The sequence below is a fragment of the Enterobacter sp. C3_dUdeg genome (assembly GCF_057536195.1).
Genome location: NZ_BAAKFX010000003.1, coordinates 115,171 through 128,531, shown reverse-complemented (window position 1 = coordinate 128,531; position 13,361 = coordinate 115,171). Strand labels below are relative to the sequence as shown.

General features: G+C 56.5%; 12 protein-coding genes. All 12 read left to right on the top strand.

The window, feature by feature from the left end:
• The first annotated feature begins 1 nt into the window (after position 1).
• On the top strand, positions 2–493 hold the full coding sequence (gene ilvN / locus AC27FC_RS10625) for an acetolactate synthase small subunit (RefSeq protein ID WP_023310389.1): 492 nt from the start codon (positions 2–4) through the stop codon (positions 491–493).
• A gap of 179 nt (positions 494–672) precedes the next feature.
• Complete coding sequence (gene cra / locus AC27FC_RS10620; protein ID WP_008501993.1) at positions 673–1,680, top strand: catabolite repressor/activator; 1,008 nt, start codon at positions 673–675, stop codon at positions 1,678–1,680.
• A gap of 599 nt (positions 1,681–2,279) precedes the next feature.
• Positions 2,280–2,738 (top strand): division/cell wall cluster transcriptional repressor MraZ, encoded by a 459-nt coding sequence (gene mraZ, locus AC27FC_RS10615; protein ID WP_021240528.1) that lies wholly within the window; start codon positions 2,280–2,282, stop codon positions 2,736–2,738.
• 2 nt (positions 2,739–2,740) lie between these two features.
• A complete protein-coding gene (gene rsmH, locus AC27FC_RS10610) occupies positions 2,741–3,682 on the top strand; it encodes a 16S rRNA (cytosine(1402)-N(4))-methyltransferase RsmH (RefSeq protein ID WP_021240527.1) in 942 nt (313 codons plus the stop codon).
• Positions 3,679–4,044 (top strand): cell division protein FtsL, encoded by a 366-nt coding sequence (gene ftsL / locus AC27FC_RS10605; protein ID WP_008501989.1) that lies wholly within the window; start codon positions 3,679–3,681, stop codon positions 4,042–4,044. The genes rsmH and ftsL overlap by 4 nt, the downstream gene beginning before the upstream one ends.
• 15 nt (positions 4,045–4,059) lie before the next feature.
• Positions 4,060–5,826 carry a peptidoglycan glycosyltransferase FtsI gene (locus AC27FC_RS10600; RefSeq protein WP_033144627.1) on the top strand — a complete coding sequence of 589 codons (1,767 nt, stop codon included), beginning with the start codon at positions 4,060–4,062 and terminating at the stop codon, positions 5,824–5,826.
• The gene (gene murE, locus AC27FC_RS10595) at positions 5,813–7,300 is read left to right on the top strand and encodes a UDP-N-acetylmuramoyl-L-alanyl-D-glutamate--2,6-diaminopimelate ligase (protein ID WP_048979011.1); all 1,488 of its coding nucleotides are present in this window, start codon (positions 5,813–5,815) and stop codon (positions 7,298–7,300) included. Before AC27FC_RS10600 ends, murE begins: the two co-directional genes overlap by 14 nt.
• Complete coding sequence (gene murF / locus AC27FC_RS10590; RefSeq protein WP_069303666.1) at positions 7,297–8,655, top strand: UDP-N-acetylmuramoyl-tripeptide--D-alanyl-D-alanine ligase; 1,359 nt, start codon at positions 7,297–7,299, stop codon at positions 8,653–8,655. Before murE ends, murF begins: the two co-directional genes overlap by 4 nt.
• A complete protein-coding gene (gene mraY / locus AC27FC_RS10585; RefSeq protein WP_008501985.1) occupies positions 8,649–9,731 on the top strand; it encodes a phospho-N-acetylmuramoyl-pentapeptide-transferase in 1,083 nt (360 codons plus the stop codon). Before murF ends, mraY begins: the two co-directional genes overlap by 7 nt.
• Before the next feature lie 2 nt (positions 9,732–9,733).
• A complete protein-coding gene (gene murD / locus AC27FC_RS10580) occupies positions 9,734–11,050 on the top strand; it encodes a UDP-N-acetylmuramoyl-L-alanine--D-glutamate ligase (RefSeq protein ID WP_087823387.1) in 1,317 nt (438 codons plus the stop codon).
• Positions 11,050–12,294: a cell division protein FtsW gene (gene ftsW, locus AC27FC_RS10575; protein WP_023310395.1), complete on the top strand. Its 1,245-nt coding sequence runs from the start codon at positions 11,050–11,052 to the stop codon at positions 12,292–12,294. The genes murD and ftsW overlap by 1 nt, the downstream gene beginning before the upstream one ends.
• On the top strand, positions 12,291–13,355 hold the full coding sequence (murG, locus tag AC27FC_RS10570; RefSeq protein ID WP_094934514.1) for an undecaprenyldiphospho-muramoylpentapeptide beta-N-acetylglucosaminyltransferase: 1,065 nt from the start codon (positions 12,291–12,293) through the stop codon (positions 13,353–13,355). Before ftsW ends, murG begins: the two co-directional genes overlap by 4 nt.
• Positions 13,356–13,361: the final 6 nt, after the last annotated feature.

Genomic DNA, 13,361 nt, shown 5'->3' with positions numbered 1-13,361 from the left:
TATGCGCCGGATATTATCTGTTTTACTGGAAAACGAGTCTGGCGCACTGTCGCGCGTCATTGGCCTTTTTGCGCAGCGCGGTTATAACATTGAAAGCCTGACCGTTGCCCCAACGGAAGACCCGACGCTGTCGCGCATGACGATCCAAACCGTCGGCGATGCCAAAGTGCTTGAGCAAATTGAAAAACAGCTGCATAAGCTGGTCGACGTACTGCGCGTGAGCGAGCTGGGGCAGGGGGCCTACGTTGAGCGTGAGGTCATGCTGGTGAAAATCCAGGCCAGCGGCTACGGGCGTGATGAAGTCAAACGCAATGCGGATATTTTCCGCGGACAAATTATCGACGTCACGCCTTCTCTTTATACTGTGCAGCTGGTCGGGACAAGCGACAAGCTGGATGCTTTCCTCGCGTCCGTGCGGGACGTCGCAAAAATTGTCGAGGTGGCGAGATCGGGTGTCGTAGGTCTGTCACGCGGCGAGAAAATCATGCGTTAGTTGCCAAAAAGGTTCGCCTCTTTCTGCCCGGTCACCAAAGCCGGGCTTTTTTTTGCGTAATCAGCCGACAACGCAGATAAAAGCGGTTGCCGCGAAGTCTTTTCTGCGTTTAGATGTTAAAAGATTTAACCATAACCTTGACAGGGCCATGGACTCTTTTCTTTTTTTAAGGGGCAATTGTGAAACTGGATGAAATCGCCCGGCTAGCCGGCGTGTCACGAACAACGGCCAGCTATGTGATTAACGGTAAAGCAAAGCAGTACCGTGTCAGCGACAAGACCGTTGAAAAAGTTATGGCGGTGGTTCGTGAGCATAACTACCATCCGAATGCTGTCGCAGCCGGTCTGCGTGCCGGGCGTACCCGCTCTATTGGTCTGGTGATCCCAGACCTGGAAAACACCAGCTATACCCGTATCGCCAACTATCTTGAACGACAGGCGCGCCAGCGCGGCTATCAATTGCTGATTGCCTGCTCGGAAGACCAGCCCGACAACGAAATGCGTTGCATTGAGCATCTGCTCCAGCGCCAGGTGGATGCCATCATCGTGTCGACCTCCTTGCCGCCAGAGCATCCGTTCTACCAGCGCTGGGCGAACGACCCGTTCCCAATCGTTGCGCTGGACCGCGCGCTCGATCGCGAGCATTTCACCAGCGTCGTGGGTGCGGATCAGGATGATGCAGAAATGCTGGCCGCAGAGCTGAGAACGTTCCCCGCTGAAACAGTGCTGTATCTTGGCGCGTTGCCCGAGCTTTCCGTGAGCTTCCTGCGTGAGCAGGGATTCAGAACCGCCTGGAAAGACGATCCGCGCGAGGTTCACTACCTCTATGCCAATAGCTACGAACGCGAAGCCGCAGCGCAGCTGTTTGAGAAATGGCTGGAAACGCATCCGATGCCTCAGGCGCTGTTCACCACGTCATTTGCGCTGTTGCAGGGTGTCATGGATGTGACCTTGCGTCGTGAAGGTAAACTGCCCTCCGACCTGGCGATTGCCACGTTCGGGGATAATGAGCTGCTCGACTTCCTGCAGTGCCCGGTGCTGGCGGTAGCACAGCGTCACCGCGATGTGGCTGAACGCGTGCTTGAGATTGTGCTGGCAAGCCTGGATGAGCCGCGCAAACCGAAGCCGGGTCTGACGCGTATCAAACGTAATCTCTACCATCGCGGAATTTTAAGCCGCCAAAAATGAAATGACCGGGGCGGAGAAATCTGCCCCATTTTGCTGTGATTATTCGTGCAGATAATTCCCGGAGAGAAATTAGGATAATTCTTGCGGGATCGTAATCGCCTATTTTTTTAATTCATTCTGGCTTTTAAATTGTCCTTTTAAAGAACATGCGGGCGATTTTAAACAGCTATCTTTGTATTATTTTGTTACAAACCCTCTTCGGTCGATGAATATTCAGACGTTTTTCCTCTTACTGCTTCAGCTTACGTGGCAACCTCCGCGCTTACCGGGCACTTGGATGAATCTGGCGCTGTTATCCCCTGAGAATCTGTCATAAAATGCTGCCCGCGTCGCAAACTGACATTTTATATTTATCTGCGATGATATTGAGTGAGCTTTAACGCTAGTGTGCATATTCGGTTTTTTTCTTACAAATATTCATAACGTTAATTTTGCCTCGCCAGTTGTGCAGTTATTAACCAGGACTGTTTATCTCTGTAAATAGAGGGCTTTCGGGTCCTTATAGGGAGAGTCCTGGCTTGACAAGCTTTTCCCTCGCTCCGTAAACTCCTTTAGGTGGGAATTTGTGGGTTAAAGTGGTGAGGAGGGGTGAGACTGGCATGTTCCGTGGAGCTACGTTAGTCAATCTCGACAGCAAAGGGCGTTTATCGGTACCAACCCGATACCGCGACCAGCTGATTGAGAACGCTGCGGGTCAAATGGTTTGCACCATTGACATTAACTCCCCCTGCCTGCTGCTTTACCCCTTGCCTGAATGGGAAATTATTGAGCAAAAGCTGTCGCGACTGTCGAGCATGAACCCGCAGGAACGCCGCGTACAGCGGCTGTTATTGGGACATGCCAGTGAATGTCAGATGGATAACGCAGGGCGGTTACTGATTGCCCCTGTGTTGCGGCAACATGCCGGTCTGACCAAAGAAGTGATGCTGGTCGGGCAGTTCAACAAGTTTGAACTGTGGGATGAAACGACCTGGTATCAACAGGTCAAGGAAGATATCGACGCTGAGCAGTCTGATTCCGCGACATTATCGGAACGGCTGCAGGACTTGTCTCTATAAATATGATGGAAAATTATAAACACAAAACGGTGTTACTGGACGAGGCCGTAAACGGTCTGAATATTCGTCCGGATGGCATCTACATTGATGGCACGTTTGGTCGCGGTGGTCACTCGCGTTTGATTCTCTCCCAGCTTGGAGAGGAAGGACGTCTGCTGGCAATCGATCGCGATCCGCAGGCAATTGCCGTTGCACAAACCATCAATGACCCACGCTTTTCCATCGTGCATGGACCTTTCTCTGCGCTCGCGGATTATGTTGCCGAGCGTGGCCTGACGGGCAAGATCGACGGGATTCTTCTCGATCTTGGCGTCTCTTCACCCCAGCTTGATGACGCTGAACGTGGTTTCTCCTTTATGCGTGATGGTCCGCTGGACATGCGTATGGACCCGACGCGCGGTCAGTCTGCCGCTGAGTGGTTACAGACCGCTGACGAAGCAGATATTGCATGGGTCATCAAAACGTTTGGCGAAGAGCGCTTTGGCAAACGTATTGCGCGCGCCATCGTTGAGCGCAATCGCATTGAGCCCATGACCCGCACCAAAGAGTTGGCCGAAGTGATCGCGGCGGCGACACCGGTGAAGGATAAGCACAAACATCCCGCGACCCGTACCTTCCAGGCGGTTCGCATCTGGGTAAACAGTGAACTGGAGGAAATAGAGCTGGCGCTAAAAAGCTCGCTCGACGTGCTGGCCCCGGGTGGGCGGTTATCCATCATCAGCTTCCATTCGCTGGAAGACCGTATTGTGAAACGCTTTATGCGTGAGCAAAGCCGCGGTCCACAGGTGCCAGCGGGGCTGCCGATGACGGAAGAACAACTCAGGAAACTGGGTGGCCGTCAGTTGCGAGCATTAGGCAAGTTGATGCCGGGCGAAGAAGAAGTGGCAGAGAATCCACGCGCCCGTAGTTCAGTGCTGCGTGTTGCAGAGAGGACGAACGCATGATCGGCAGAGTGACAGAGACCCTAAGCAAAGTTAAGGATTCGTTAGGAAGCAACGAGCGCCATGCCTTGCCTGGCGTGATCGGCGACGATCTTTTGCGGTTTGGGAAACTGCCACTCTGTCTGTTCATTTGTATCATTGTCACGGCAGTTACGGTGGTGACCACCGCCCACCATACACGTTTATTGACTGCGCAACGCGAGCAGATGGTACTGGAACGCGATGCGCTGGATATTGAATGGCGAAATCTGATCCTTGAAGAAAACGCGCTCGGCGATCACAGCCGGGTTGAACGGATCGCAACGGAAAAGCTGCAGCTGCAGCATGTTGATCCTTCGCAGGAAAATATCGTAGTACAAAAATAAGGGAAAACGCGACGCATGAAAGCAGCGGCAAAAACGCTAAAACCAAAACGTCAGGAAGAACAGGCCAACTTTGTCAGTTGGCGTTTTGCGTTGCTTTGCGGCTGCATTTTACTCGCTCTGGGTTTTCTGCTGGGACGCGTGGCCTGGCTGCAAATCATCGCCCCTGACATGCTGGTGCGTCAGGGCGACATGCGCTCCCTGCGCGTCCAGGAAGTGTCGACATCCCGCGGGATGATCACCGACCGTTCGGGTCGTCCGCTGGCGGTGAGCGTGCCGGTGAAGGCGATCTGGGCCGATCCTAAAGAGCTGCACGACGCTGGCGGTATCACGCTTGATAACCGCTGGAAGGCCCTTGCGGATGCGCTGAAGATGCCGCTGGACCAGTTAGCTTCACGCGTAAATACGAACCCGCGAGGGCGGTTTATCTATCTGGCGCGTCAGGTTAACCCTGACATGGCGGACTACATCAAAAAATTGAAGCTGCCGGGGATCCATCTGCGTGAAGAATCCCGTCGTTACTATCCATCCGGCGAAGTGACTGCTCACCTCATTGGCTTTACTAACGTTGATAGCCAGGGGATTGAAGGCGTTGAAAAAAGCTTTGATAAATGGCTCACCGGCCAGCCCGGCGAGCGTATTGTGCGTAAGGACCGCTATGGTCGCGTGATCGAGGATATTTCCTCTACGGACAGCCAGGCCGCGCACAATCTGGCCCTGAGTATTGATGAGCGGCTACAGGCGCTGGTTTACCGCGAGCTGAACAATGCCGTGGCCTTCAACAAAGCGGAATCGGGCAGTGCCGTGTTAGTCGATGTCAACACGGGTGAAGTGCTGGCGATGGCCAATAGCCCGTCCTACAACCCTAACAATCTTACCGGTACGCAGAAGGATATTATGCGTAACCGTACCATCACCGACGTGTTCGAACCGGGTTCGACCGTTAAGCCGATGGTGGTCATGACTGCCCTTCAGCGCGGTATCGTCAATGAAAACACCGTCCTGAATACCATTCCATACCGAATTAACGGCCACGAGATCAAAGACGTGGCGCGCTACAGCGAATTGACCCTGACCGGGGTGTTACAGAAGTCGAGTAACGTCGGTGTTTCAAAGCTGGCGTTAGCGATGCCGTCCTCAGCGTTAGTAGAGACTTACTCACGTTTTGGGCTTGGAAAGGCGACCAATTTGGGGTTGGTCGGAGAACGCAGTGGCTTATATCCTCAAAAACAACGGTGGTCTGACATAGAGAGGGCCACCTTCTCTTTCGGCTACGGGCTAATGGTGACACCGTTACAGTTAGCGCGAGTCTACGCAACGATCGGCAGCTATGGCGTTTATCGTCCGCTGTCGATTACCAAAGTTGATCCACCGGTTCCCGGCGAGCGTATCTTCCCGGAATCAACCGTCCGTACGGTTGTTCATATGATGGAAAGCGTGGCGCTGCCCGGCGGCGGCGGCGTGAAGGCGGCAATCAAAGGTTATCGCATCGCCATCAAGACCGGCACGGCGAAAAAAGTAGGGCCGGACGGCCGCTATATCAACAAATACATTGCCTATACCGCAGGCGTTGCGCCTGCAAGCAATCCGCGTTTTGCGCTGGTGGTCGTGATAAACGATCCACAGGCGGGTAAATACTACGGCGGCGCCGTCTCCGCGCCTGTGTTCGGGGCTATCATGGGCGGCGTGTTACGCACCATGAACATCGAACCGGATGCGCTGGCGACGGGCGAAAAAAGTGAATTTGTAATTAATCAAGGCGAGGGTACAGGTGGCAGATCGTAATTTGCGCGACCTTCTCGCTCCGTGGGTGCCAAATGCACCGGAGCGAGCACTGCGAGAGATGGTACTGGACAGCCGCGTGGCTGCTTCTGGCGATCTTTTTGTGGCGGTGGTCGGTCATCAGGCGGACGGGCGTCGTTATATCCCGCAGGCGATTGCGCAAGGTGTGGCTGCCATTATTGCTGAGGCCAAAGATGAGGCAACCGACGGTGAGATCCGTGAAATGCACGGGGTGCCGGTCATCTATCTCAGCCAGTTAAACGAGCGTCTTTCCGCGCTGGCGGGACGTTTTTATCACGAACCTTCCGACCAGCTGCGCCTGGTAGGCGTCACGGGTACGAACGGTAAAACCACTACCACGCAGCTGATGGCGCAGTGGGCCCAGCTGCTGGGTGAAACCGGTGCGGTGATGGGTACCGTGGGTAACGGCCTGCTGGGCAAAGTGAGCCCGACGGAAAACACCACCGGCTCGGCCGTAGACGTACAGCATGTGCTTGCCGGTCTGGCAGGGCAGGGGGCAACCTTTGCTGCGATGGAAGTCTCTTCGCACGGTCTGGTTCAGCACCGCGTCGCGGCGCTGAAATTTGCCGCTTCCGTGTTTACCAACCTGAGCCGCGATCATCTTGATTATCACGGTGATATGGAGCATTACGAAGCCGCGAAATGGCTGCTGTTCTCTACTCACCATTACGGACAAGCCATCATCAACGCCGACGACGAAGTGGGCCGCCGCTGGCTGGCGAAGCTGCCGGATGCGGTTGCGGTGTCGATGGAAGACCATATCAATCCCAACTGCCACGGCCGCTGGCTGAAGGCGGTTGAGGTGAATTATCACGACAGCGGGGCGACAATCCGCTTTGCCTCTTCTTGGGGTGAAGGCGAAATTGAAAGCCGCCTGATGGGCGCGTTTAACGTCAGCAACCTGCTGCTGGCGCTGGCAACGCTGCTGGCGCTGGGTTATCCGATGGCTGAACTGCTGAAAACCTCAGCGCGTCTGCAGCCGGTTTGCGGCCGTATGGAAGTGTTCAGCGCGCCGGGCAAACCGACCGTTGTGGTTGATTATGCCCACACGCCGGATGCGCTGGAAAAAGCGCTGGAAGCGGCGCGCCTGCACTGCGCCGGTAAGCTCTGGTGCGTGTTTGGCTGCGGCGGCGATCGCGATAAAGGCAAACGCCCGCTGATGGGGGCTATTGCCGAGCAGTTCGCAGATATTCCGGTTGTGACCGATGACAACCCGCGTACCGAAGAGCCGCGCGCCATCATTAATGACATTCTGGCGGGCATGCTGGACGCGGGCCGCGCTCGCGTGGTGGAAGGGCGTGCGGAAGCCGTGACCAACACCATCATGCAGGCGCAGGAGAATGATGTTGTCCTGCTGGCGGGCAAAGGCCATGAAGATTATCAGATCGTTGGCAATCGCCGTCTGGACTACTCGGACCGCGTAACGGCAGCACGCCTGCTGGGAGTCGTGGCATGATTAGCATCACGTTAAGCCAGGCCGCTGCTATTCTGCAGGGCGACCTCCACGGGCAAGACCTGACCATTGATGCCGTAACGACGGACACCCGCAAAATCACCGCAGGCTGTCTGTTTGTGGCGCTGAAAGGCGAGCGTTTTGACGCGCATGATTTTGCGGAACAGGCCAAAGAGAACGGCGCCGGTGCGCTGCTCGTCAGCCGCAAGCTCGATATCGATCTGCCACAAATTGTGGTGAAAGATACGCGTCTCGCGTTCGGTGAGCTGGCCGCTTGGGTTCGCCAGCAGGTCCCTACGCGCGTTGTCGCCTTGACCGGTTCATCAGGCAAGACGTCGGTGAAAGAGATGACGGCGGCGATCCTCAGCCAGTGCGGGAATACGCTTTATACCGCGGGCAACCTCAATAATGACATCGGCGTGCCGATGACATTACTCCGCCTGACCAAAGAACATGAATTTGCGGTGATCGAGTTAGGGGCAAACCACCAAGGCGAAATCGCCTGGACCGTGAGCCTGACTCGCCCGGAAGCCGCGCTGGTGAATAACCTCGCGGCGGCGCATCTGGAAGGCTTTGGCTCGCTGGAAGGCGTAGCGAAAGCCAAAGGTGAGATTTACACCGGTCTGCCGGATGACGGTATCGCCATTCTGAACGCCGACAACAACGACTGGCTGAACTGGCAAAGCATTATTGGTTCGCGTAAAACCTGGCGCTTCTCGCCGAATGCGGCCAACAGTGATTTTACCGCGACCAATATCCATGTGACGTCGCACGGTACGGAGTTCACCCTCACCACCCCAACGGGTGGCGTAGATGTGCTGCTGCCGCTGCCGGGTCGCCATAATATCGCCAATGCGCTTGCGGCGGCGGCGTTGTCGACGGCAGTGGGCGCGTCGCATGAAGCGATTAAAACCGGGCTGGCGAACCTGAAAGCCGTGCCGGGGCGTCTGTTCCCGATTCAGCTTTCGGAAAACAAGCTGCTGCTTGATGACTCCTACAACGCGAACGTGGGCTCGATGACGGCGGCGGTGCAGGTGTTATCTGAAATGCCGGGCTACCGCATCATGGTGGTGGGCGATATGGCAGAGCTGGGCGACGAAAGCGAAGCCTGCCATACCCAGGTCGGTGAAGCGGCGAAAGCGGCAGGGCTGGACTGCGTGCTGAGCGCAGGAAAACTGAGCCAGGCGATTAGCCAAGCCAGCGGCGTTGGCGAGCATTTTGCTGATAAAACCGCGTTGATAGCGCGCCTTAAGGCGTTGATTACAGAAAAACAAATTGTGACTGTGTTAGTGAAAGGTTCACGTAGTGCCGCCATGGAAGAGGTTGTGCACGCATTACAGGAGAACGGGACATGTTAGTTTGGCTGGCCGAACATTTGGTCAAATATTATTCAGGCTTTAACGTCTTTTCGTATCTGACGTTTCGCGCCATCGTCAGCCTGCTGACTGCGCTGTTCATCTCGCTGTGGATGGGCCCGCGCATGATTGCCCGTCTGCAAAAACTCTCTTTCGGCCAGGTTGTGCGTAACGACGGTCCGGAATCGCACTTCAGCAAGCGCGGCACGCCGACCATGGGCGGGATCATGATCCTGACCGCCATCGTCGTTTCCGTGTTGCTGTGGGCCTATCCCTCCAACCCGTACGTCTGGTGCGTTCTGACGGTACTGGTGGGTTACGGGATCATCGGTTTTGTGGATGATTACCGCAAAGTCGTCCGCAAAGATACCAAAGGCCTGATCGCGCGCTGGAAGTATTTCTGGATGTCGGTGATCGCGCTGGGCGTGGCCTTTGCGCTGTATCTGGCAGGCAAAGACACGCCTGCCACCGAGCTGGTCGTGCCGTTCTTTAAAGACGTGATGCCACAGCTGGGGCTGTTCTACATCCTGCTGGCCTACTTTGTGATTGTCGGTACCGGCAACGCCGTTAACCTGACCGACGGTCTGGATGGCCTGGCCATTATGCCAACCGTCTTTGTGGCCGCCGGTTTTGCGCTGGTGGCATGGGCGACCGGTAACATGAACTTTGCGAACTACCTGCACATCCCTTATTTGCGCCACGCGGGTGAGCTGGTGATCGTCTGTACGGCGATTGTCGGCGCGGGGCTGGGCTTCCTGTGGTTCAACACCTATCCGGCGCAGGTCTTTATGGGTGACGTCGGTTCTCTGGCTTTGGGCGGTGCGCTCGGCATTATCGCCGTACTGCTGCGTCAGGAGTTCCTGCTGGTGATCATGGGCGGCGTATTTGTGGTTGAAACCCTGTCGGTGATTTTGCAGGTCGGTTCCTTCAAGCTGCGCGGTCAGCGCATCTTCCGTATGGCGCCGATTCACCACCACTATGAACTGAAAGGCTGGCCGGAGCCGCGCGTGATTGTGCGCTTCTGGATTATTTCGCTGATGCTGGTGCTGATTGGCCTGGCAACGCTGAAGGTACGTTAATCATGGCAGATTACCAGGGCAAAAAAGTCGTTATCATCGGGTTGGGCCTCACGGGGCTCTCCTGCGTGGACTTTTTCCTCGCACGCGGCGTGACGCCACGCGTGATGGATACGCGTGTCTCTCCGCCGGGTCTGGACAAACTGCCGGAACAGGTTGAACGCCACCTTGGTGGTCTGAATGATGACTGGCTGCTGGCAGCCGATCTGATTGTCGCCAGCCCGGGTATGGCGCTGGCGCATCCTTCGCTGAGCGCTGCTGCGGATGCGGGCGTTGAGATTGTCGGCGATATCGAGCTGTTCTGCCGCGAAGCGCAGGCGCCTGTTATCGCCATTACCGGTTCTAACGGTAAAAGCACCGTCACCACCCTGGTGGGTGAAATGGCGAAAGCGGCGGGCATGAACGTCGGCGTTGGCGGTAACATTGGTTTACCCGCTCTGATGCTGCTGGATAAAGGCTGCGAGCTGTATGTTCTCGAGCTTTCCAGCTTCCAGCTGGAAACCACCTCCAGCCTGCACGCTGCGGCTGCGACGATCCTCAACGTGACTGAAGATCATATGGACCGATATCCATTTGGTCTGCAGCAGTACCGTGCCGCCAAGCTGCGCGTTTATGAAAATGCCAAAGTCTGCGTTGTAAACGCCGATGACGCGCTGACCATGCCCGTACGCGGTGCAGACGATCGCTGTATCAGCTTCGGTATCACGATGGGGGATTACCACCTGAACCGTCAGCTGGGCGAAACCTGGCTGCGCGTGAAGGGTGAGAAAGTGCTGAACGTGAAAGAGATGAAGCTCACTGGTCAGCACAACTATACCAATGCCCTGGCGGCGCTGGCGCTGGCGGATGCAGTAGGGCTGCCGCGCTCCTCCAGCCTGAAAGCATTAACCACGTTTTCTGGTCTGGCGCACCGTTTCCAGCTGGCGCTGGAGCACAACGGCGTGCGCTGGATCAACGACTCCAAAGCCACCAACGTGGGCAGCACCGAGGCCGCGCTCAACGGTCTGCACGTTGACGGCACCCTGCATTTACTGCTGGGCGGCGACGGTAAATCAGCTGATTTCTCCTCCCTGAAGCCGTATCTCGCCGGCGATAACGTCCGTCTGTACTGCTTCGGGCGTGACGGCAGCGAGCTGGCTGAACTGCGCCCTGAGGTTGCCGAGCAAACCGAAACCATGGAACAGGCGATGCGGCTGATTGCCCCTCGCGTGAAGCCAGGCGATATGGTGCTGCTCTCTCCGGCCTGTGCCAGCCTCGATCAATTCAAGAATTTCGAACAGCGTGGTGATGTCTTTACCCGCCTGGCGAAGGAGTTAGGCTAATGCGTTTATCTCTCCCTCGCCTGAAAATGCCGCGCCTGCCAGGATTTGGGATCCTGGCATGGGTGTTTGCGGCGCTCAAAGGCTGGGTGATGGGCTCTCGTCAAAAAGATAACGACAGCCTGGTCATGTACGATCGCACGCTGTTCTGGCTCACGATGGGGCTGGCGGCGGTCGGCTTTATTATGGTGACGTCAGCCTCAATGCCTGTCGGGCAGCGTCTGGCGAACGATCCTTTCCTGTTTGCCAAGCGCGATGGTCTTTACATCATCCTGGCGTTCTGCCTGGCGCTGGTGACCTTGCGTCTGCCAATGGAGTTCTGGCAGCGGCACAGTACGGCGATGCTGATCGCCTCGATTATTATGCTGCTGATCGTTCTGGTGGTGGGGAGCTCTGTTAACGGGGCATCACGCTGGATCGCCTTTGGCCCTCTGCGCATTCAGCCTGCGGAATTTACCAAGCTCTCCCTGTTCTGCTATCTGGCTAACTACCTGGTGCGTAAGGTTGATGAAGTGCGTAACAACCTGCGCGGCTTCTTAAAACCGATGGGCGTGATTCTGGTGCTGGCGGTATTACTGCTGGCGCAGCCTGACCTCGGTACCGTTGTCGTGCTGTTCGTTACCACTCTGGCCATGCTGTTCCTGGCGGGCGCGAAGCTGTGGCAGTTCATCGCTATCATCGGGATGGGGATTTCGGCGGTTGTGCTGCTGATCCTCGCCGAGCCTTACCGTATTCGCCGTGTGACCTCGTTCTGGAACCCGTGGGAAGATCCGTTCGGCAGCGGCTATCAGCTGACGCAGTCGCTGATGGCCTTTGGTCGCGGTGAAGTCTGGGGGCAGGGGCTGGGTAACTCGGTACAGAAACTGGAGTATTTACCGGAAGCGCATACTGACTTCATCTTCTCCATTATTGCGGAAGAACTGGGTTATATCGGTGTGGTATTAGCGCTATTAATGGTATTCTTCGTCGCTTTCCGCGCCATGTCCATCGGCCGGAAAGCGCTGGAGATCGATCACCGCTTCTCAGGATTCTTAGCCTGTTCAATTGGTATCTGGTTTAGCTTCCAGGCATTGGTTAACGTCGGGGCCGCAGCAGGTATGCTGCCGACCAAAGGTCTGACGCTGCCGTTGATCAGTTATGGTGGTTCGAGTCTGTTGATTATGTCGACGGCCATCATGTTTTTGTTGCGCATAGATTATGAAACACGTCTGGAAAAAGCCCAGGCGTTTACACGAGGTTCACGATGAATCAACCGAAGCGGTTAATGGTGATGGCAGGCGGTACCGGCGGACACGTGTTCCCGGGGCTGGCGGTTGCGCACCATTTAATGGATCAGGGCTGGCAGGTACGCTGGCTGGGAACCGCAGACCGCATGGAAGCCGACCTGGTGCCGAAGCACGGTATTGAGATCGACTTTATTCGTATTTCCGGCCTTCGGGGCAAAGGCCTCAAGGCAATGCTGCTGGCACCTGTGCGTATTTTTAACGCCTGGCGCCAGGCGCGCACCATCATGAAGCGCTTTAAGCCAGATGTGGTGCTGGGCATGGGCGGCTATGTCTCTGGTCCTGGCGGGCTGGCGGCGTGGTCCTTAGGCATTCCCGTTGTGCTGCATGAACAGAACGGTATTGCCGGTCTGACCAACAAGTGGCTGGCGAAAATCGCTACCAAAGTTATGCAGGCGTTTCCCGGTGCGTTCCCGAAAGCGGACGTGGTGGGTAACCCGGTGCGTGTGGACGTGCTGGCGCTCCCGCTGCCGGACGCTCGCCTGACGGGCCGTGAAGGGCCGGTTCGTGTACTGGTCGTCGGCGGCTCTCAGGGGGCGCGTGTTCTAAACCAGACGATGCCGCAGGTTGCCGCAAAGCTGGGGGATACCGTGACCATCTGGCACCAGAGCGGAAAAGGCGCTCAGCAGACCGTTGAGCAAGCTTACGCAGACGAAGGCCAGCCGCAGCATAAAGTCACAGAATTTATCGACGACATGGCGGCAGCGTATGCCTGGGCCGATGTCGTGGTCTGTCGTTCAGGCGCGCTGACGGTGAGCGAGATCGCCGCCGCCGGTCTGCCGGCCCTGTTTGTGCCGTTCCAGCACAAAGACAGACAGCAGTACTGGAATGCGCTGCCGCTTGAGAAAGCCGGTGCCGCGAAGATTTTTGAACAGCCACAATTTACCGCCGACGCGGTCGCCACCACCCTGGCGGGCTGGAACAGAGACGCACTGCTGGAGATGGCGCAACGCGCACGCGCGACCGCTATCCCTGATGCGACGGAACGGGTGGCAAAAGAAGTGAGCCTGGCAGCCCAGGCTTAACCCTCG

What these genes read in the sequence shown, in the direction of transcription:
- ilvN (WP_023310389.1), top strand. Translation starts at nt 2, where the DNA reads ATGCGCCGGATATTATCTGTTTTACTGGAAAACGAGTCTGGCGCACTG.
- mraZ (WP_021240528.1), top strand. Translation starts at nt 2,280, where the DNA reads ATGTTCCGTGGAGCTACGTTAGTCAATCTCGACAGCAAAGGGCGTTTA.
- rsmH (WP_021240527.1), top strand. Translation starts at nt 2,741, where the DNA reads ATGATGGAAAATTATAAACACAAAACGGTGTTACTGGACGAGGCCGTA.
- ftsL (WP_008501989.1), top strand. Translation starts at nt 3,679, where the DNA reads ATGATCGGCAGAGTGACAGAGACCCTAAGCAAAGTTAAGGATTCGTTA.
- AC27FC_RS10600 (WP_033144627.1), top strand. Translation starts at nt 4,060, where the DNA reads ATGAAAGCAGCGGCAAAAACGCTAAAACCAAAACGTCAGGAAGAACAG.
- murF (WP_069303666.1), top strand. Translation starts at nt 7,297, where the DNA reads ATGATTAGCATCACGTTAAGCCAGGCCGCTGCTATTCTGCAGGGCGAC.
- mraY (WP_008501985.1), top strand. Translation starts at nt 8,649, where the DNA reads ATGTTAGTTTGGCTGGCCGAACATTTGGTCAAATATTATTCAGGCTTT.
- murD (WP_087823387.1), top strand. Translation starts at nt 9,734, where the DNA reads ATGGCAGATTACCAGGGCAAAAAAGTCGTTATCATCGGGTTGGGCCTC.
- ftsW (WP_023310395.1), top strand. Translation starts at nt 11,050, where the DNA reads ATGCGTTTATCTCTCCCTCGCCTGAAAATGCCGCGCCTGCCAGGATTT.
- murG (WP_094934514.1), top strand. Translation starts at nt 12,291, where the DNA reads ATGAATCAACCGAAGCGGTTAATGGTGATGGCAGGCGGTACCGGCGGA.